General features: G+C 70.0%; 14 protein-coding genes. 2 read left to right on the top strand and 12 right to left on the bottom strand.

All coding sequences use genetic code 11. The features are described 5' to 3' along the window. Nucleotide 1 precedes the first annotated feature (1 nt). Nucleotides 2–1393, bottom strand: coding sequence for a tail fiber domain-containing protein (locus G4D85_RS11575; protein ID WP_164011125.1), 1392 nt, complete (start codon nt 1391–1393; stop codon nt 2–4). A gap of 410 nt (nt 1394–1803) precedes the next feature. On the opposite strand from G4D85_RS11575, the gene G4D85_RS49310 reads away from it, so the two are divergent. Continuing rightward, the gene (locus G4D85_RS49310; protein ID WP_240359214.1) at nt 1804–4608 is read left to right on the top strand and encodes a transglycosylase SLT domain-containing protein; all 2805 of its coding nucleotides are present in this window, start codon (nt 1804–1806) and stop codon (nt 4606–4608) included. Nucleotides 4609–4625: 17 nt separating this feature from the next. On the opposite strand, the gene G4D85_RS11590 is transcribed toward G4D85_RS49310, so the two are convergent. The 9 genes from G4D85_RS11590 to G4D85_RS11630 form a co-directional block, all read right to left on the bottom strand. After that, the gene (locus G4D85_RS11590) at nt 4626–4859 is read right to left on the bottom strand and encodes a hypothetical protein (RefSeq protein ID WP_164011127.1); all 234 of its coding nucleotides are present in this window, start codon (nt 4857–4859) and stop codon (nt 4626–4628) included. A 175-nt stretch (nt 4860–5034) separates the two neighbouring features. After that, complete coding sequence (locus tag G4D85_RS11595; protein ID WP_164011129.1) at nt 5035–5781, bottom strand: SDR family oxidoreductase; 747 nt, start codon at nt 5779–5781, stop codon at nt 5035–5037. A 190-nt stretch (nt 5782–5971) separates the two neighbouring features. Next, complete coding sequence (locus G4D85_RS11600) at nt 5972–7189, bottom strand: aminotransferase-like domain-containing protein (RefSeq protein WP_164011131.1); 1218 nt, start codon at nt 7187–7189, stop codon at nt 5972–5974. A gap of 3 nt (nt 7190–7192) precedes the next feature. Beyond that, nucleotides 7193–7669: an Lrp/AsnC family transcriptional regulator gene (locus G4D85_RS11605; protein WP_164011133.1), complete on the bottom strand. Its 477-nt coding sequence runs from the start codon at nt 7667–7669 to the stop codon at nt 7193–7195. 447 nt (nt 7670–8116) lie between these two features. After that, nucleotides 8117–9049, bottom strand: a complete 933-nt coding sequence (locus G4D85_RS11610) for a TraB/GumN family protein (RefSeq protein WP_164011135.1) — start codon at nt 9047–9049, stop codon at nt 8117–8119. A gap of 86 nt (nt 9050–9135) precedes the next feature. Beyond that, a complete protein-coding gene (locus G4D85_RS11615; RefSeq protein ID WP_164011137.1) occupies nt 9136–9738 on the bottom strand; it encodes a pentapeptide repeat-containing protein in 603 nt (200 codons plus the stop codon). A gap of 22 nt (nt 9739–9760) precedes the next feature. Continuing rightward, nucleotides 9761–11230, bottom strand: a complete 1470-nt coding sequence (gene sitA5 / locus G4D85_RS11620; protein ID WP_164011139.1) for a SitA5 family polymorphic toxin — start codon at nt 11228–11230, stop codon at nt 9761–9763. Between the two features lie 47 nt (nt 11231–11277). Continuing rightward, nucleotides 11278–12198, bottom strand: coding sequence for a DUF2381 family protein (locus G4D85_RS11625; protein ID WP_164011141.1), 921 nt, complete (start codon nt 12196–12198; stop codon nt 11278–11280). A 99-nt stretch (nt 12199–12297) separates the two neighbouring features. After that, a complete protein-coding gene (locus tag G4D85_RS11630; protein ID WP_164011142.1) occupies nt 12298–14280 on the bottom strand; it encodes a serine/threonine protein kinase in 1983 nt (660 codons plus the stop codon). 145 nt (nt 14281–14425) lie between these two features. On the opposite strand from G4D85_RS11630, the gene G4D85_RS11635 reads away from it, so the two are divergent. Beyond that, nucleotides 14426–14761 (top strand): helix-turn-helix transcriptional regulator, encoded by a 336-nt coding sequence (locus G4D85_RS11635; protein ID WP_338052887.1) that lies wholly within the window; start codon nt 14426–14428, stop codon nt 14759–14761. Nucleotides 14762–14779: 18 nt separating this feature from the next. On the opposite strand, the gene G4D85_RS11640 is transcribed toward G4D85_RS11635, so the two are convergent. Together G4D85_RS11640 and G4D85_RS11645 are read right to left on the bottom strand one after the other, a co-directional pair. Then, complete coding sequence (locus tag G4D85_RS11640) at nt 14780–16045, bottom strand: serine/threonine-protein kinase (RefSeq protein ID WP_164011146.1); 1266 nt, start codon at nt 16043–16045, stop codon at nt 14780–14782. A 38-nt stretch (nt 16046–16083) separates the two neighbouring features. Beyond that, complete coding sequence (locus G4D85_RS11645) at nt 16084–16704, bottom strand: hypothetical protein (RefSeq protein ID WP_164011148.1); 621 nt, start codon at nt 16702–16704, stop codon at nt 16084–16086. Nucleotides 16705–16925 lie beyond the last annotated feature (221 nt).

The raw sequence follows: 16925 nt of genomic DNA on the forward strand, positions 1-16925 counted from the left end.
GTCACGGACTGGAGCGCCGTGCGTGGACGGCGGCCTCCAGCCTGGACAGTCCCCGCCTGAGCTCCTCCATCTCAGCCTTCAGGGCATCGACCTCGGCGCTCTTCGCGCGGAGCTCCTGCGTGCGTCGCTCCAGCGCCTGGATGGCGGCCATGTTCACCCCGTCGATGTCGAGCAGGCCGATGCTCTTGTCATCGGTTCCCAGGCCGAAGGCCGCGCGGAAGTCCTGGGCGACGGGGCCCAGGTGGCGGACCCCGGGGCCTTCGTCCTTGTAGCGCCAGCTCTCGACGGGCATCCGCGCCACCTTCGCGAGGACCTCCTCTCCGTCGATGTGGCGGAAGTCCTCCTTGGTGTCGCGGTCGGAGGTGCAGCTGAACACCCCCGAGCCGGCCGGCAGGTCGCACCCCGTGGAGAGCGCGGAGTTGGTCCTCAGCCGCACCCCACCCGCGGCGCGCACCATGAACTGGTTGTTCGCGGTGCTGGAAGCCACGGCGGTGATCGACTGGTCACCCCAGATGAACGCGCCGGTATGCCCACCCGTCGTCACCCGGTGCCCCAGCGCCATCGAGTAGTTCGCATCCGCCGACACCCGGTAGCCGATGGCGACCGCGCCCTGGCCCGAGGCGACGTTGGTGTAGCCCATGGCGGTGGAGCCGAACCCGCTTGCGACGGAGGAGGCGCCAGCAGCGAAGCTCACCGTCCCCGAGGCCTCGTTGCTGCTGCCGAAGCACGCGGCGTCCGTGCCGCTCGCGGCGCACTGGTCCCCGAAGGCGAAGGAGGCGAACCCGCTCGCCGTGGTCAGGTTGCCGCCCGCCCAGGAGTAGAAGCCGATGCTGGCGTCATTCCACTGGTCCACGGCATTGCCGGCGCGAAACGCGCCCTTGGACGGGTGCCACATGAGCCGCAGCCCCGTGCCCGTCATGGGCACGGCGCCGTTGCCGAGGTCTCCGCGCGCGAGCAGTCCACCCGCCGAGTCCACGGTGAAGAGCGGGTAGTTGCTCCAGACAGGGGTGGCTGCCGAGGTGTTCTCGACGCGAAGCAGGGGCGTCGGGTCCTGGACGGGGGCCGTTGCTTCGACGCGCAGCCCGGCCTTAGTGGTCAGCCTGCCGTCCGTGCTCCCCGTTCCCGAGAGCGTGAACGAGCCCTCCTGGAGCGCCGTCCCATTCTGGATGTAGCCGCCGTTGCCTGGCAGGGGCGGGCGCGCATCGGCGAGGCGCGGGTCGTTGCCTTCCACGGAGGTGGCGGGCCCATTTCCATACCGGACGCTGACGGCGTTCTCCTCGAGCTCCAGTCCTGTCCCGACCTCCCAGGACTGCCCGGAGGCCTCCTCCGAACCACACCCTCCCGTGCTCACGGCGATGCATCCCAGCGTGGCCAACAGCGTTCTGATTTTCATGGTGTGTCCCCAGGGGCGAGGCGCAGCGACTTGGAAAGAACGCACGGCGCTCCAAGGCTTCGCCGACAGCGGAGGTGTCTCCGGGAGCTCCGTCCCTGCTTATGCAGGTGTGTTGCAAGAATTGCCGGAGTGCGGTGTAGGCGCCGCGCCGCGTCCGGTACCCGGCAGGACAGTGCGCGATCGGGCGTGGCGTGCGAGGGGAGGCCCAGGTGGTTCCACACGCTACCCCTTCGCAGGAACGCCTACGCGCGCGTCCCGCGAGCCGTCAGGTTTCGTGCAAATAGTCGAGGGCCTCGCGGTCGCCGGTATCGCCTGGACGACGTGCGAGCAGGCGTCGTGAGTTGACCCAGTCCCATCCGCACCGAGCGTGACAATCCATTGGCGCCCCAGGTTTTCACAAGAGGGCTGCGATGGACGGGCTTCGAGCGGGAGCGGTGGTGGTCCTGGCATGCGCGAGCGTGCTGGGCGCAGGCCCCACGTGGGCACAGGAGGGCGGCGAGGCCGGCCCGGGCGAGGTGCTCTCGGAGGAGCAACTGGAGGCGCTGCTCGACACGCCCACCGCGCAGCCCGACAGCGAGGAGCCGTCGGCGCCGTCCTTCGGTCCGGAGCAGCTCACGCCGTACTTCGCGGAAGGGACGCTGGCGAAGGCCCGCGCGGAGTTCAACCGGGGCCGCTACAAGCGCGCGCGGGCGCTGCTGTCGCAGGAGCCGCCCACGCTGCCGGTCCGCTTCCTCCAGGCGCAGAGCGCCCTGCTCGCCAGGGACTTCGCCGTCGCCGCCGACGAGTTCGCGTCGCTGGCCAACGACTACATCCCGCTGAGAGACCACTGCCTCGTCCGCGCGGCCCAGGCCAACGAGAAGCTGCGCCGGTGGGAGCTGGCCGCGGGGCAGTACCGGGAGGTGAGTTCCGGCTCGCCGCTCTACCCGGAGGCGCGCTTCAGCCTGTCGCGTGTGCTCCAGCGCCGGGGCGACGTCAGCGGTGCGCTGGCGGCGCTGCAGGAGCTCATCGACAGCCGCCAGTCGCGCGGGCCGGACGCGCTCCGGATGAAGGCGCTGCTGGCCATCTGCGACCTGGCGCGAGCGCAGGGGAAGTACAACGTCGAGCACCGCGCGCTGCTGGAGGTGTGGGCCACGAGTCCGCTGTCGCGCGAGGCGCAGCGGGCCGCGCAGCGGCTGAAGGGGCTGCCGCTGCCCATCAAGTGGAGGGTGCGCCGGGCCGAGGCGCTCGTGGAGCTGCACCGCAACCACGCGGGCATGGAGCTGCTGAACGGCGTGCTGCCCCACGTGCAGCTCCCGGACGAGCTGGCGTGCCGCTCGCACCTCACCTACGGCCGGGCGCTGCGCAAGGAGCGGCAGCACCGCCGGGCCATCCAGGTGCTCTCGCCGATGGTGGAGCAGTGCACCTCGCCGGAGCAGCGGCCGCAGGCGCTGTACGTGCTGGGCTACTCGCAGTCGGTGGTGGACCCGAAGTCGGCCATCACCACCTACGCGACGCTCGCGCGGGACTACCCGGAGCACGGCTACGCGGATGACGGGCTCTTCTTCTCGGCGTGGTTCCTCCAGCGCACGGGGGACACGGACGCGGCGATGGCGCGGTACGAGGAGACGGCCCGGCGCTACCCGTCCGGCAACTTCGCCTCCGAGGCGCTCTTCCGCGCGTTCTGGCTCCACACCCGCCGCCAGGAGCCCGAGGCCGCGCTGGCCGCGCTGACGGCGGTGGAGAAGCTGCCCGAGGCGGCGCGCACGGACGAGGCGCTCTGGCGCGCGCGGTACTGGCACGCGCGCATGCTGGAGTCCGGCGCCGCGAGGCAGGACGCGCTGGACCGCTACGAGCACATCGCCGCCGAGCGTCCCGCGGCCTGGTACGGGCTGCTGTCCCGCTCGCGGCTGGCGCTGCTCGCTCCCGAGCGACTGGCGAGCCCGAAGCCGTCCCTCGCGGGGACCGGCGGGTCCGGCAGCGCGGGTGGGGCCGTCGAAGTCGCGCAGGGGACCACCAGCCATGCCGGAGCGGGCGCGCTCTCCGGGGCCACCGAGGTGGCGGGCAGGTCCCTGGGCTCGACCTCCGGCAAGCCCGGCGCGTCCGCTGGAGCCATCGTCGCGGCCAGCAACCCCGGTGTCTCCATCGACGTGCTCACCCGAGCCGCCGCCGAGGCCGGCAAGCCCGTGCTGTCCGCTGGAGTCCTCACGTCCGGTGGGGCCCTTGATGCGGCCGGTAAGCCCGTTCTCTCCACGGGTGTCATCGTCGCGGCCAGCAATCCTGGCGGCACCTTCGGAGCCACCGCCGGAGGCAGCAAGCCGGGCATGGCCGTCGGTTCCGCCGTGACCCTCGCGACTGGCGCGGCCGTCGGTGTCGGTGCGAGCGGTTCAGGCGCGTCAGCCCGAGCCAGCAAGCCCGGCGCGGACACGGAGCCCGGCGAGCTCGGAGAGCCGGCCGAGGTCTGGCCACTCTCCCCTGGCCCGCTCCGGAACGACGCGCGCTTCGCGGCGGGAGTGGAGTTGCTGCGGCTGGGGCTGCCCGGCGCGGTGGAGGAGTTCCTCGCGGTGGACGCCCGGGCGCTGCCCGAGGCCCCGGCGCGGCTGCTGTACCAGACGGTGCTGCGCACGGGGCGCCGCAAGGCCGCGAGGCAGGTGGCCCGCTCGGCGCTGCACCAGGACATCCAGGGCCCGCTGAGCGCCGAGTCCCGCCCCGTCTGGGAGGCCACCTGGCCCAAGGCCTACCGCGCGCTCATCGAGCGCTATGCGCGCTCCTACCGCGTGGACCCGGACCTCCTGCAGGGCCTCATCCGCGAGGAGAGCCGCTTCAACCCGCGCGCGCGCTCCGCCACGGGAGCACTGGGCCTGGCCCAGCTCATGCCGGCCACCGCGAGGCAGGTGGCGGAGTCGCTGGACCTGCCCCCGGTGGGCGAGGCGGCGCTGCTCCAGCCGGCGGACAACATCCGCCTGGGCGCGGCCTACCTCGGCCAGCTCACCAAGCACTTCGGGGGCAACGTGGCCTACGCGGTGGCCGCCTACAACGCCGGCCCCGGAGCGGTGGAGCGCTGGCGCCACGCGCTGCCCCGCGCGGAGCTGGACGAGTGGGTGGAGCACATCGCCTTCGAGGAGACGCGCGGCTACGTCAAGAAGGTGCTGAGCAGCTACAGCGCCTACAAGCTGCTCTACGGCAAGGAGCCCGCGGTGCTGCGCAACCTCCGCGTGGACGACGTCAGCGTGAGGTGAAGGCCGGCGCCGGGCCGTCAGCTCTCCCAGTGCTGGCGGCGGATGAGCTCCAGCGAGTCACGGCCCTGGCCCGTGAGGACGAGGACCTCGGTGTCGTCCCAGGCCCAGACGCCCTTCATGTTCCACGGAGCCTCGCTGTCGCCGAAGCGATTCAGGAGCCTCAGGCGCTGCTCCGCGCTCAGGCGCGCGACGAGGTCGAAGTTATCCCGCACCGCGTAGAACAACCCCAGCATGCCGCGAGTCTGGGCCACGGCGGCCCGGACCTCCTGCTCGAGCCGTTCTTGCGGTGAGACGTAGATGTCCTGTGACAATGTGCCCTGCCTGAAGCGGCGCGAGTGCCGGCGGGGAGGATACCGCGCACCTGACGCCGCGTGCGACGCACGGGGCCCGCGCCACTGTCCCGGGCAGGCCCCGCGAGGAGAGACCTCAGAAGTTGAGGCCGCCGTCCACGTCGATGGTGCGGCCGTTGAAGTAGTCGCACTCGATGATGAACTTCACCGCCAGCCAGATGTCCTCGGGCAGGCCGATGCGGCCCACCGGAATCGCGGACACCAGCGCGTCGCGGGCCTTCTGGTTCATGCCCTGCGTCATCGGCGTCTCAATCATGCCCGGAGCCACCGCGCCCACGCGGACGCCGAAGGGGCCGAACTCGCGCGACCAGGTGACGGTGTTGGCGGCCAGCGCGGCCTTCGCGGACACGTAGTTGGACTGGCCGCGGTTGCCGTGCCGGGCGATGGACGACATGTTGACGACGACGCCACCCTTGGTGTCCGTCTCCGCCATCTTCCCCACCACCTCGCGCACCATGAGCGTGGCGCCGGTGAGGTTGACGCCGATGACGGCGTTCCAGTCCGCGGTGGACAGCTTCTTCACCTGGCCGGTGGTGCGGTCCTTCTTCACCAGCAGCGCGTCGCGGAGGATGCCCGCGTTGTTGATGAGGCCGTTGAGCCCGCCCATCGCCCCGTGCGCCCAGCTGACGAAGGAGACGATGTCCTCCTCGGAGGACACATCCAGCTTGCGGCGGTGGATGCCGGCGGGCAGGGCGGCGAGCCGCTCCTCATTCACGTCGCCCACGGCCACCTGGGCACCGGCCTCCGTCAGCCGCTGCGCGAAGTGCGCGCCCATGCCCTGGGCGCCGCCCGTGACGATGATTTTCAGGTCCTTGAGCTGCATGCTGTCTCTCCGGAGTAGGGGCGGCGCGAAGCCCCGGGGACCCGCGCCACCGGAAAAAGTGGGCGCAGGGTACGCAACCGGGGCCGCGCTGGCCAGCGGGGAGAGAACTGAAACCTGAATCGGTCTTCAACTTCGGAGAAGGAACGCACCGCGCCGGAGGACTCACGGCGCGGCGCGGTACGCCCCCAGCCTACATCGCCGCGGAAATCACGGCGCCCAGCCGGCGCATGCCCTCGGTAATCAGCTCGGGCGGACGGTTGGAGTAGTTGAGGCGCATGAACTCCGGGCGCGGGTTGTTGGCGAAGAAGGGGCTGCCGGGCACGAAGGCCACCTTCTGCTCAATCGCCTTGGGCAGCAGCGCGTCGCCGCTGAGGCCCTCGGGCAGTTCCACCCACAGGAACATGCCGCCCTCGGGCGTCGTCCAGCTCGTGCCGGCGGGCATGTGGACCTTCAGGGCGTCCAGCATGGCGTTGGCGCGCTGGCCGTAGACGGGGCACAGGGCCTCCAGGTGGGCGCCGTAGTCGAAGCGGGTGAGCAGCTTCGCCACCGCACGCTGGGCGAGCGTGGCGGTGTGCAAATCGGTGGCCTGCTTGGCGATGGTGAGGCTGCGCACGAAGTCGCGCGGCCCCGCCACCCAGCCGATGCGCAGGCCCGGGGCGAGCGTCTTGGAGAAGGTGCCCAGGGACACCACGACGCCCTCGTCGTCGAACGACGCCATGGACGGCAGGTGGTCGCCGGTGAAGCGCAGCTCGCCGTACGGGTCGTCCTCGAGGATGAGGAAGCGGTACTTCTGGGCCAGCCGCACCAGCTCGCGCCGACGCTCCAGCGAGAGGGTGGTGCCCTTGGGGTTCTGGAAGTTGGAGACCACGTACACCATCTTCGGGCGGTGCGTGGCCAGCATGCGCTCCAGGTCATCGGTGCGCATGCCCTGGTCGTCGCTGCCCACGGTGGCGAACTTCGCCTCGTACGAGCCGAACGTCTGCAGGGCCGCCAGGTAGCTGGGGCTCTCCACGATGACGAGGTCACCCGGGTCCAGCAGCACCTTGGCGACGAGGTCGATGCCCTGCTGCGAGCCGCTGGTGATGAGCACCTGGTCCGTGGTGGCCACGCGGCCGCGCTTCTGGAGGTGGCCGCAAATCCACTCGCGCAGGGGGCCGAAGCCCTCGGTGGTGCTGTACTGGAGCGCGGCGCGCCCCTCGGTGGCGAGCACCTCGGCGTGGGCCTCGGCGATGGCCTCGAGCGGGAAGAGCTCGGGCGCGGGCAGGCCGCCCGCGAAGGAGAGGATGTCGGGCCGCTCGGCGATTTTGAGGATTTCGCGCACCGCGGACGTCTTGGTGCGAGCCATCCGCTGGGCCAGCCGCCAGACGGGCGGCGGGGGTAGGGGTGCGCTCATTGCGTCGGCGCTCATGATTCACTCTCCTTTCAGCTGCTCGGGAGGCACACGCACGTGCGTGTCCTCCTTGATGGATGACAGGACGATGGTCGTCTGCGTGCGGGTGACGCCGGCGATGGTGCGCAGCGTCTCCACGAGGAGCGAGTCGAGCGTCTTCGTGTTCGCCGTCTTGACCTTGAGGATGTACGAGTCCTGGCCGGCCACGCGGTGGCACTCCAGGATGTCGGGCAGCGCGAGCACCTTCTTCGCGAAGCCCTCGAAGTACTTGGGGTGTTCGATGTTCACCCCGATGAAGGCGGTGATGTCCTTGCCGAGCTTCGACGCGTCCACCCGCGCCGTGTAGCCGGTGATGACGCCCCGGTCCTCCAGCTTGCGGATGCGCTCGGCCACCGCCGGCTGCGACAGCCCCACCGCGCGCGACAGCTCCAGCTGCGTGGCGCGACCGTCGCGCTGCAGCAGGTCGACGATGCGGATGTCGAGCTCGTCCAGGGGCATGGGCTGGGTAGACCTTATTTTTATAGGTGGTTCGTGGGTTCGGCGGTTAATTTATATTTGATGTTCCAAGGATGCAACTGGAGGTTTCTGCCTCTATTGCATGGCTCCCAGGCACCCCCGGAGGGCGATTGCACGGACGGTGCCGCCCGCTGACACGGCGGGAGCAGCAGTCCGGCGGGCCTTTCCGGGGAGAAGTAGGAAGGGAATGCGCCACGGAGGACTCCGGCTTGCCCTGTGGGGCGAAGTCGTCTCCTCGCGGTGTGCGCGAGCGGACAGGCGGCGCGTGGGGCGGGCCCACCGGCGGGTGACTCGGTGCGCGGCTGCGCCGGTGATCCCGGGGGCGCGTAACGGGTAGAGGTAGGAGAGGGCTCCGGCGTGGGGCGGCGCTAATCGGCGCGAGGCCGCGTCATGGGTGGATGCGGGCGAGGGTGCCGGAGTCGGGCGGCGCTACTCGGTGCGCGTCAGCTGGCGCACGGTGTGGCCCTGTTGCTGGAGGAGGGCGACGAGGCCCTGGGGGCCCACGACATGGCCGGCGCCGACGACGATGAAGTGGGTGCGGGGCTGGGCGAGGAGGGCGTCCACGCCGGTGGCCATCTGGGCGTTGCGCTCGAAGAAGATGCGCTCGTAGACGGGGCGGTAGGTGGCGTCGTTGGCGCCTTCGAGGATGAGGGCGGCCAGGCCGTCCGCGTCACCGGCCTTCCAGGCAGAGATGAGCTGGTCGAGCACGGCGCCGGCCTCGCGGGTGCGGCGGAGCTGGTCGCGGAGCATGAGGTCCTGGAGGGCGTCCGGGGTACCGGCGAGCATGCGCAGCTGGCCCTCGGCGGTCTCCAGCTCGAGGACGTCCTTGCCGGCGTCACGGGCGCGGGTGAGGAAGGCGCGGTCCACGCCGTGGCCCTGCTGGTAGCCGGCCTTCTGCAGCTCGGTGACGCTGAGGACCATGCCCACGAGCCACGGGCGCAGGGGCTCCAGGTTGGCGAGCGCGAGTCCCATGCGCTGGGCGGCGCGGTCCAGGAGCGTCAGGGTGACGGGGTCCAGGCGCTGGGAGAGGCGCTGGCCGTCGGGGAGCCGGCCGAGCTCCATGACGAGCTTCTGCATGGAGGCCGGGTCCACCTTGTTGACGTCGACCTCGACGACGAGGGCGTCGGATTTGGCGAAGGCGGTCTCCATGGACGGGGGAAGGGGCAGCTCGCCCTCCCTGCCCATGTGGATGGAGCCGACGAGGTAGGCAGTGCCGCCGCGTCCGCGTCCGTCCTTCACCTCCCAGAGGAAGGCGTGCCCGGTGTCGACGGGGGAGTACGGCTTCGCCGCGGGCGTTGAGGCACAGCCCACACCGAGCAGCGCGGTGAGGAGCAGGGACGACAGCAGGGACAGGCGCTTCATGGCGTGCGGTTCCCCCGTGGGTGACGGAGGCTATCGAAACACCGGCGCGAGGGCCGCGTCGAGATGCCCGGGGTGCGAGTGGGGCGTCAGAGAATCACGCCGGGCAGGGTGTCGAGGACGGCGCGAAGGGCTTCCGCCGTGGTGTCGTTGCGCTTCGCCACTGCTGGAGCGAGATACGTCACGGCCTTGGTTCCTGGTGGAGCGTCCGTGAAGGAGTCGACGGTGATGCGCATGATGCCGGGCCACTGGAGGGCGAGTAGCTCGCTCTTGCGGGACCCCGGGTCGAGGATGGAGAAGCAGGGCCAGGTGGGGAGCTTCAGGGTGCTGAGGTCACAGTCGATGAAGCGGCATCCGTCCAGACGTGCCTCGGTGAAGTCGCAATCCTCGACGCTGCCGAGTTCAGGATGGTCCGCATAGGGCCAGCGGCCGAAGTCATTGCCCGTCATTGTGCCGGTGAAGCGACACCCCTTCAGGATGACGCCCTCCCAAAGAAAGTTCTTTAGCTCCCGCTTGACGTCTACGGCGCAGTCGATGAGCTGCGTCCTGGTAATTACTAGCGCCCTTGTTGGGACCTTGATGATGAGACTGCATCGTCTCAGGGTCAGGTGGTGACCCAGGTAATAGAGCTCCGTCTTGCTGTCGAGTTCCAGCCGCTCACCCGTGATTTCCCGATCGCTGAATTGAATCATGGCGGTCCATCGCTCGCTGAAGTCAGAAGGTGATCATCCGGAAGAGAAGGCCTGCCATCCGCTGGCCATGCAGGGCGAGGTTCGATGCTGTCCCTGAGAGAACCTCGTAGTGGTAGCCCGTTCTCGGATCAACTGCATCGACCCCGGTCCTGCTCCATCGAAGCTGCGGAAACTCCGCTATCATCTGCTTCTCCACGAAGCGTCCTCGGGCCTCGCGTTCGAGCAGGCGCGCCAACCAGTGCTCTCCCCGACCCGCAGCCTTTGTGATGGCATCGCGCTCTACCTGCGTGAGTCGGTGGGGGCCCCATTGCTCGGCTACGCGGGTCGCCGCCGCCTGAAGCTTGTCCCCCGTGGGGTCGGCTGTCGGGATGTCCTTCAGTGGTTTGTTCGCGGGGACGTGCCAGCGCTGGCCATTGAAGACCACTTGCCTGTTTCCACCCTGGTGCCGGATGACAGAGGTGGCCGCGACCTCTGCTTCAACGGCTGCCGCGCTCGCCGGTCGCCGCGTCGTCACGGCGAAGGTGCCCTCGGACGAGGCAGCCACCGTCTCCACCTCGGCCAGCGTCGCCAGCCTCAGCCCGCCCTGAGCCTCGGCCTGGACCGCCGCCTGGGTGTATCCCGGCAGCTTGGGCACCTTCTGCGCCAGCTTCGCCGTCGTGCCGCCCAGGGCCGCAGTGGCAACCATCACCAGTACGCGCGCGGTGTTCTCCCCCATCACCCGGCCGAACTTCTCTCCCGCGTCGCTCAGTTCCTCGAAGGAAGTGGCGCGGTTGGCGTCCTCCACCAGCCGCACCCAGCCGCGCATGAGGCTCCACACGGTGTCCACGCCCAGCCAGGCCAGCAGGACGACTGTCAGTCCAGCCGCCACCGCTTTCGAGGCCGGTTCGGGTATCGCCCACAGCATTAGATATAGGCTGGCCGTCCACACCAGCATGGAGAGCACGGCGGACGGCTGCACCATGCCCTTGAGCGCGTGGCGCGTCTCCTCCAGCACCGAGCCGAAGGAAATGGCCAGGGCGAGGGTGTACCTGTCCTCACCGCGCACGGTGGGCCCATCCACCAGCAGGCGCAGGCAGTCACCACCACCCTGGGTACGCTCGCACCAGCGCAGGTACTCGCGCGTCAGCTCCGCTTCGGCTGGGGGCGCGGAGGCGCTCACATTCACGGCCGCCACACGGACGACGCGTTCGCGTGTCACACCCGCCACGGCTTCGTGCGCCGGTGCGAAGAGTCTCCGAGCTTCTTCCTGAGGCCGCGCCCCGGGCCGGGCTTCGCGAGCCAGCCGAGTCACCGCCTCGGTGAAGTCGTCCTCATCCACCTCCACCGGTTCCACCGACACCGTGCGCGGCGAGACGACATGCACCCGGTACCGGGCCGCACCAGGCCCCACCTCGCGCTCCTCCGCATCCCACGAAGCACGCGCGACACGGGGCGCACCGCCACAGGCGGTCACCAGCATCAACAGGGCGGCGCCCACCTGACGGAACATCATGGAACCCCTCGGCTGCCTTCCAACCCTGTCCTGACACCCATTGCGCTTCACGGAAGCATCACTCCCTGGACGATGGCCGTCCTGCCGCCCTCCGCCTCCCACACCCTGAGGGTGAAGGGGCCCTGGGCCTTCTCATCTGCGACTTCCGCCTCCACGACCAGCTTGAGCGTACGGCCCGCGAGGATGGGCTCCTTGGGCCACACTGCCAGCACCCTCAGCTCCATGCCCTTCCTGTCCTCCATCACCACCTTCGCGTCCTGTGCCGTCCAGGGAGCCGCGCCCTCGGGGTTCTTCAAGAGCATCGTCACGGCCACGCGCCCGGCGGCACGGAAGCTCGCTACGGCTCCGTCCAGCAGCATGGAACTCGTAGGGGACGCCCTCGCGCTCGGGTTCTTGCTCCAGACCCTGAACGCTTCCTCTTCGAGGAGGCCCAATGCGTGAAGCCCCGCGAGCCCCCCGGGGCCGGCGTTCTCGGCGCGGAGCCGGGCGTTCTCCTGTTGAAGCTGGCGGACCTGCTCGTCCCTGACCTCCAGCTCCTGGCGAAAGGATTCCACTGTGCGGGTCAGTCGGTGCACGTCCACCAGCGGCGTAGCCTGGGCGGGGTGCACGACCAGCAGCAAGGCCGCGCTCGTTGGAGCGGCGGCGCCCTGGAAGCGCACGGTCAGCCGCAACCGCTCGCCTGTTGCCAGCTTCTCGGAGGGCACCAGCTTGAGGCTGCTCGGCCCGGGCTCCGCTTGCGTGAAGCGATCCGCGCTGTCGAGCGCCAGGGAACCTGGAACGAGCGCCCCGTCGAAGTTGATGAGGGTGGTCTGGCCCGGGCTGATGCAGACCCGGGCGGTCTCCGCCGTGGCCGTCGCGGGAAGCTCCACGTGATGAACACCTGTCTGACAGGGCGAGGACGCCGGCTCCACGGAGGCAGGCCCGGTCAGCAGGACCGGCAGCAGCAGGGCAAGAGGCGAGGCGAGCATGAAGCAAGACCTTCAGGGATGGAGCGCAGGAGCAGTACCTGACACGTCGCCTCTATCATGCCCGGCGTGGGCCTTGCGTCAGCCCGGGCCGGGAGGGCCCTACTCGAAGCGGTTCACCGCCCTGATGCGGCCAACGGAGAAGACCCTGGCTTCGGTCGGGTTGCCGCCGGGCTCGAACTCGAGCCCCCGTTGGCTGCCGATATCCAGCATCTCCAGGCAGACGGGGACGGTGCGGTCCGTGTCCCTGAGCTTTACCTGGGTAATCCTGCCGTAGACGCGGTCTCCGAAGACGAGCCGACCGGAGGCCAGGGAGCCATTCGGGATGTCTCCAAAGTCACGTCCAACGAGGAAGACCGAGGTCCAGCCCTCGCGCACTGTGAGGTAGCGGTTCCCCGAGCCTCCGAAGCTCCAGTCCAATTTGTCCCCCACGGCGATATCGAGCTGCTTCATGGTCTCGATGGCGCCGGGCGGACAGGGCTCGGAGGGAGGCCTCTCGCGTACCTGGGCTCCCGGGCAGCCGAGCAACGTGCACGCTGCCGTCGCCACCTTGAACGTCTTGCCCGCGCTGCTCCGTCCTCGGGTTGGCGGCGTGGGTTGCTGGGTCGTCCCAGCGGGGTTCTGCGTCTTCACGGGGGCCGGTTCCTTCGGAGTCATCGCCGGGTGGGTGACGGCCGCAGGGGTGGGGGCTTCTCCGGATGCGACTGCGGCTCCGGTACTCTCCGGCGGCTGCTCTGACGGCGCCACTTTCCCGCCTGTACCCAGACCGACTCCTCCTCCGGTGAAAGACAAGGATCGCGCTCCGCTGAGGTACGCGGCCATCAGGACCGCACCCAGCACCGCGAGCAGACCCACCAACGCCACGGCCCGCGGGAAGTGGCCCGGTCCGGGCACACGCGGCTCTGGGGCCACGACGCCCGCCGGGAGCTGCGTCGCCGTCTCCGTGCCGGAGAAGGGAGCTGTGGACGTTGCTTCTTCGGCAGGTGACGCGGGAGACACAGCTGGAGCTGGTGACGGAACAGCCGGCGCCGGAGAAGCATCAGAAGCAGGCGACAGGGCCGCGCCGGGTCGAGGCCAGCGCTTCCCTCGTCGCGGCCGAAGCTCCTCCCTGACTTCATTGAACCAGCCCACCTCCTCGTCCGCGTCCGGCCCAGGGCGCGTGGTGACGTTGTGCGCGTCATGGACGTCGCACAGGGGCACATGCCAGTCCGGCGTGTCCCGTGTCAGCAAGTCCTCCACCTCTGCGACCAGCGTCTCCGAGTCCGGCCGGTGCTCCGGCCGTACCTCCAGGAGTCGCAGGCACAGCGCGCTCAACTCCTCGGGCACGCGGCCATCGCGGGCATGGGGTGCCACGAGAGGCCGGGAGTCGACCGCCGCCTCATCGTCATCCTCGCCCACGTGAAAGGGCTTCCTGCCCGTCAGCAGCCAGTAGAGCACCACCCCCAGGGCGTAGACGTCATCCGCGGGCGCGGAGCGGTAGTGCGCGTCGGGACTCCCCTGGTGCTCCCGGTGGAAGCGCCACGCCTCCGGGCTCAGGTACGCACGCGTACCCGGAGGCAGCGAGCCACCCGTGATTCGGGACGTGTCCTCGTGGCTGCCCACGCCCAGGTCCACGAGCACGGCCTCACCGTCCGTCTCGCGCACGAGGACGTTGGCTTCCTTCACGTCGCGGTGGAGCGCCCGGCCTTCATGGAGGGCCCGCAGCGCTCGCGCCACGCCGAGCACCCGGAGCAGCACCGCATGCGCGGACGGGTTCTCCAGCTCCGCCCAGACGTCCAGCCGGCGTCCCTCGACGTACTCCATGATGACGACGAGGAAGCGGGGCGCCTTGTCCGGCCAATGCCAGTACCCCAGCAGGCGCACGACGTTGGGGTGCTTCACCCGCGCCAGCATGAGCAGCTCCCGCTCGCCCCAGTCTCCCAGGCCCGCCAGGGGAAGCAGCTTCAACGCGTAGTGCTGCCCGCCCCGCTCGGCGAGGTACACGGTTCCGAAGCCGCCCTGTCCGAGCAGCGCCTCCAGGACATACCCGCCTACGTCGTCGCCGGGTGCGGGCTCGGGCGGCGGGGCTCTGTCGCGTGGGTGCATGGGATTGTCAGGGAAGGCCAGCAGTGCGCACGAAGGGAGTTGACCCGAGAGGTTACGCCGTGGAGGCAACCTGATGGTATGACGCCAGCGCAGCGGAGGCTCCTCCAGCCCCGCTCCCCCGCCCATGAACGAGAAGCTGGCAGCAGTGATTGGAAAGGCCGCCCGTGCCGCCCGGGAACACCTGGGCCTCACCCAGGTCGAGGTGGCCAGGCTGATGGACCTCTCTCCCATCGTCTACAACCGGCTGGAGCGCGGGAGGATGCTCCCCAGCGTCTCCACGCTGTTCCGGCTCTGCGAGACGCTCAAGGTCTCTCCGGAGGTCTTGCTCGGGTTCAGCCGCCCCACGGCGAAGGGGAAGGGCGGGGACAAGTCCTTCGCGGACGACCCGCCGTCGCTGCACCACCTGACGGTCCTCGCGCGGAAGATGGATGAGCCCCAGCGTCAGGCGCTCATCCACATGGCGAAGGTCCTCCTGCGCTGAAGCAAGAGGGCCGGCCGCCTACTCCGAGCGCTCCTCCACGTCCGGCATCAGCTCGTGCTCGTCCAGCCCGGCCGGGTAGAGGCCTCCTTCGAGGGGCTCTCCGAGCTCCCGCATGGCGCTTGCGTCGGCGATGACGTGGGCCATGTCCTCGGCGGCCTCCCGGCGTCCGTACCCGGGCAGGAGTGCCTGGAGCCAGGCTCGCAGCTCGCGGCACAGCTCCTCCGCCGTGGCGTACCGCCCGGAGGGCTCCTTCTGGAGCGCGCGGCGAAGGATGTCCCTGAGTCCTTCCGGGAGCCTCGCCGTCGCGCGTTCCACGTCCACATGGCTCAGACGCTTCATGAGGGCGAGCACCTGGCCGAGGGGAAGGTCGGGCTCCTCGTCCGCCGTCATGTCCGTCACGGCCACTTCTCTTGGCGGGTCTTCATCGAGCAGCCAGGAGCCGAGGAGGTGCCGGTTCGTCAGGGCCTCCAGCAGCACCATTCCGAGGGAGAAGATGTCCGAGCGGGCATCCACGCGGGCACCGCGCAGATACTCGGGCGAGGCGTACATGAGGTCCCCCTTCAAGAGACGCTCTGGCGTCTCCTCCCGGCCCACCCGCTTCGAGAACGCCGCTCCGAAGTCCGTCAGCTTCACCTGCCCCGTCCCGCGCTCCACCCGGATGTTCCGGGGGCTCACGTCGCGGTGGATGACTCCCAGGGGCCTGCCGCCGTCATCCGGGTCCGTGAGCGTGTGGGCATGGTGGAGCGCGTCCGCGACCTCGGCGGCGGCGTACACGGCGAGGGCAGGGGGCAGGGGCCTTTCCCGCATCGCCGCCACCGTGATGAGCGCATCGAGCGAGGGCCCCTCCACGTACTCCAGGATGGCGTGAGGCGCCCCGTCGATGACGCGGAAGTGGTGGACCTGGGCGATGGCGGGATGACGCAGCCGGAAGGCCAGCGTCACCTGCTCCTTCAGGCGCTCCCGCCTCCGGAAGGACGCGGGGGTCTGGAGTCGCTTGACGACGACGAGACCCGGGAGGCCATGGCGAAGCCGCCGCTCGAAGAGGAGTACCTGCTCACCGTTGTCGCGCTCCTCCAGCGGACGCACGAGCCGGAACTCCACGGGGCCCGCCGAGAAGCCCGTTCGCGTCAGCTCGCGGCCCAATTGTTCCAGCCCCCGGGCGAGCGCGCTCTTCCTGCGCACTCGGTGGGGCCACGTGGCCGTGCTGTCACCCGAACCCGAGTGCTCAGCGGAGGCCACGGACTCCGGGTCCGGTGCGGTCGGGCGGTCCTTCTCGTGCGTCATGTCGGTTCTCCCTGGGGCGGTCGCCCGTGGTGAGCGGGCTACTTCGGCTCCACGGTGACGACCACGCCGTGGTGGAAGGTGCTGTTGGGAAGTGGGGGCACGCTGGTGTCCTCGCGGAAGCTGCCCTCCTGGGACGCGTAGAAGCGGCCGACGGTGTAGTCACCCGCCTTGAGCGCACCGTCCTGGACCTGAACGGGGCCCACGCACTGGACGGGAGTGCCCGAGAGCACCATGACGAGGCACCCGTCGGGCCTGAGCACCGCGAGCTTCTCGAAGCGCAGCAGCCGCTCGTTGAGGACGTGCCGGGGCACCGGCGCTCCACCCAGGGTGGCCTCCGCGAGCAGGTAGGTCGCTGCGGCCCTGTGCCCCGTGCGTTGAAGGCCGCCGTCCGTGCTGTCGAAGGACAGCAGCAGCCACAGGCGACGCGCCTCCTCGGGTGTCATCGGGTCGGCGACGGGCAGGGCCTCGGCACGGAGTCCCGCATTGAGCAGCAGCATTCCGAAGTCGTCGGTGCTCGCCAGGAGGGAGCGGGTCGCTCCGTAGAGGCCGTCCTGCTTCCCCGCGCAGCCCGTTGCCAGCACCCAGAGCAGGAGCGGGAGCCGCCACGACAGCTCCCTGCCCAGACCCTGCCGGCCCGCGAACACCGCTCTCCGCTTCATCGGGTTCATCATGTGGCTTAACCTCATGGGTTTATAAACCTGAGGGGCTATCACGGAACGCGCATCGGGGTGAAGCCCGGCTCCCGCCGCCAACAACCAGGGGTAGTTGGGGTGAAGTGTCGGGCGGTGTGGGCTCACATTGCGCTCGGGGTGGACGGGCCCGCGAAGTCCTGAGGGCCGTGCAACAGCGCTGGCGTCCCGTCCGCCCGTCCGCGCAGCAT

Origin of the sequence: Pyxidicoccus trucidator, assembly GCF_010894435.1 — a bacterium.
GTDB classification, from domain to species: Bacteria; Myxococcota; Myxococcia; order Myxococcales; family Myxococcaceae; genus Myxococcus; species Myxococcus trucidator.

Coding starts and splice junctions, on each gene's coding strand:
- G4D85_RS11605 (WP_164011133.1), bottom strand. CDS start 7,669: ATGCCCCTGGACGAGCTCGACATCCGCATCGTCGACCTGCTGCAGCGC.
- G4D85_RS11595 (WP_164011129.1), bottom strand. CDS start 5,781: ATGCAGCTCAAGGACCTGAAAATCATCGTCACGGGCGGCGCCCAGGGC.
- G4D85_RS11645 (WP_164011148.1), bottom strand. CDS start 16,704: ATGAAGCGGAGAGCGGTGTTCGCGGGCCGGCAGGGTCTGGGCAGGGAG.
- G4D85_RS11575 (WP_164011125.1), bottom strand. CDS start 1,393: ATGAAAATCAGAACGCTGTTGGCCACGCTGGGATGCATCGCCGTGAGC.
- G4D85_RS11630 (WP_164011142.1), bottom strand. CDS start 14,280: ATGCACCCACGCGACAGAGCCCCGCCGCCCGAGCCCGCACCCGGCGAC.
- G4D85_RS11625 (WP_164011141.1), bottom strand. CDS start 12,198: ATGCTCGCCTCGCCTCTTGCCCTGCTGCTGCCGGTCCTGCTGACCGGG.
- G4D85_RS11610 (WP_164011135.1), bottom strand. CDS start 9,049: ATGAAGCGCCTGTCCCTGCTGTCGTCCCTGCTCCTCACCGCGCTGCTC.
- sitA5 (WP_164011139.1), bottom strand. CDS start 11,230: ATGATGTTCCGTCAGGTGGGCGCCGCCCTGTTGATGCTGGTGACCGCC.
- G4D85_RS11600 (WP_164011131.1), bottom strand. CDS start 7,189: ATGAGCGCCGACGCAATGAGCGCACCCCTACCCCCGCCGCCCGTCTGG.
- G4D85_RS11615 (WP_164011137.1), bottom strand. CDS start 9,738: ATGATTCAATTCAGCGATCGGGAAATCACGGGTGAGCGGCTGGAACTC.
- G4D85_RS49310 (WP_240359214.1), top strand. CDS start 1,804: ATGGACGGGCTTCGAGCGGGAGCGGTGGTGGTCCTGGCATGCGCGAGC.
- G4D85_RS11640 (WP_164011146.1), bottom strand. CDS start 16,045: ATGACGCACGAGAAGGACCGCCCGACCGCACCGGACCCGGAGTCCGTG.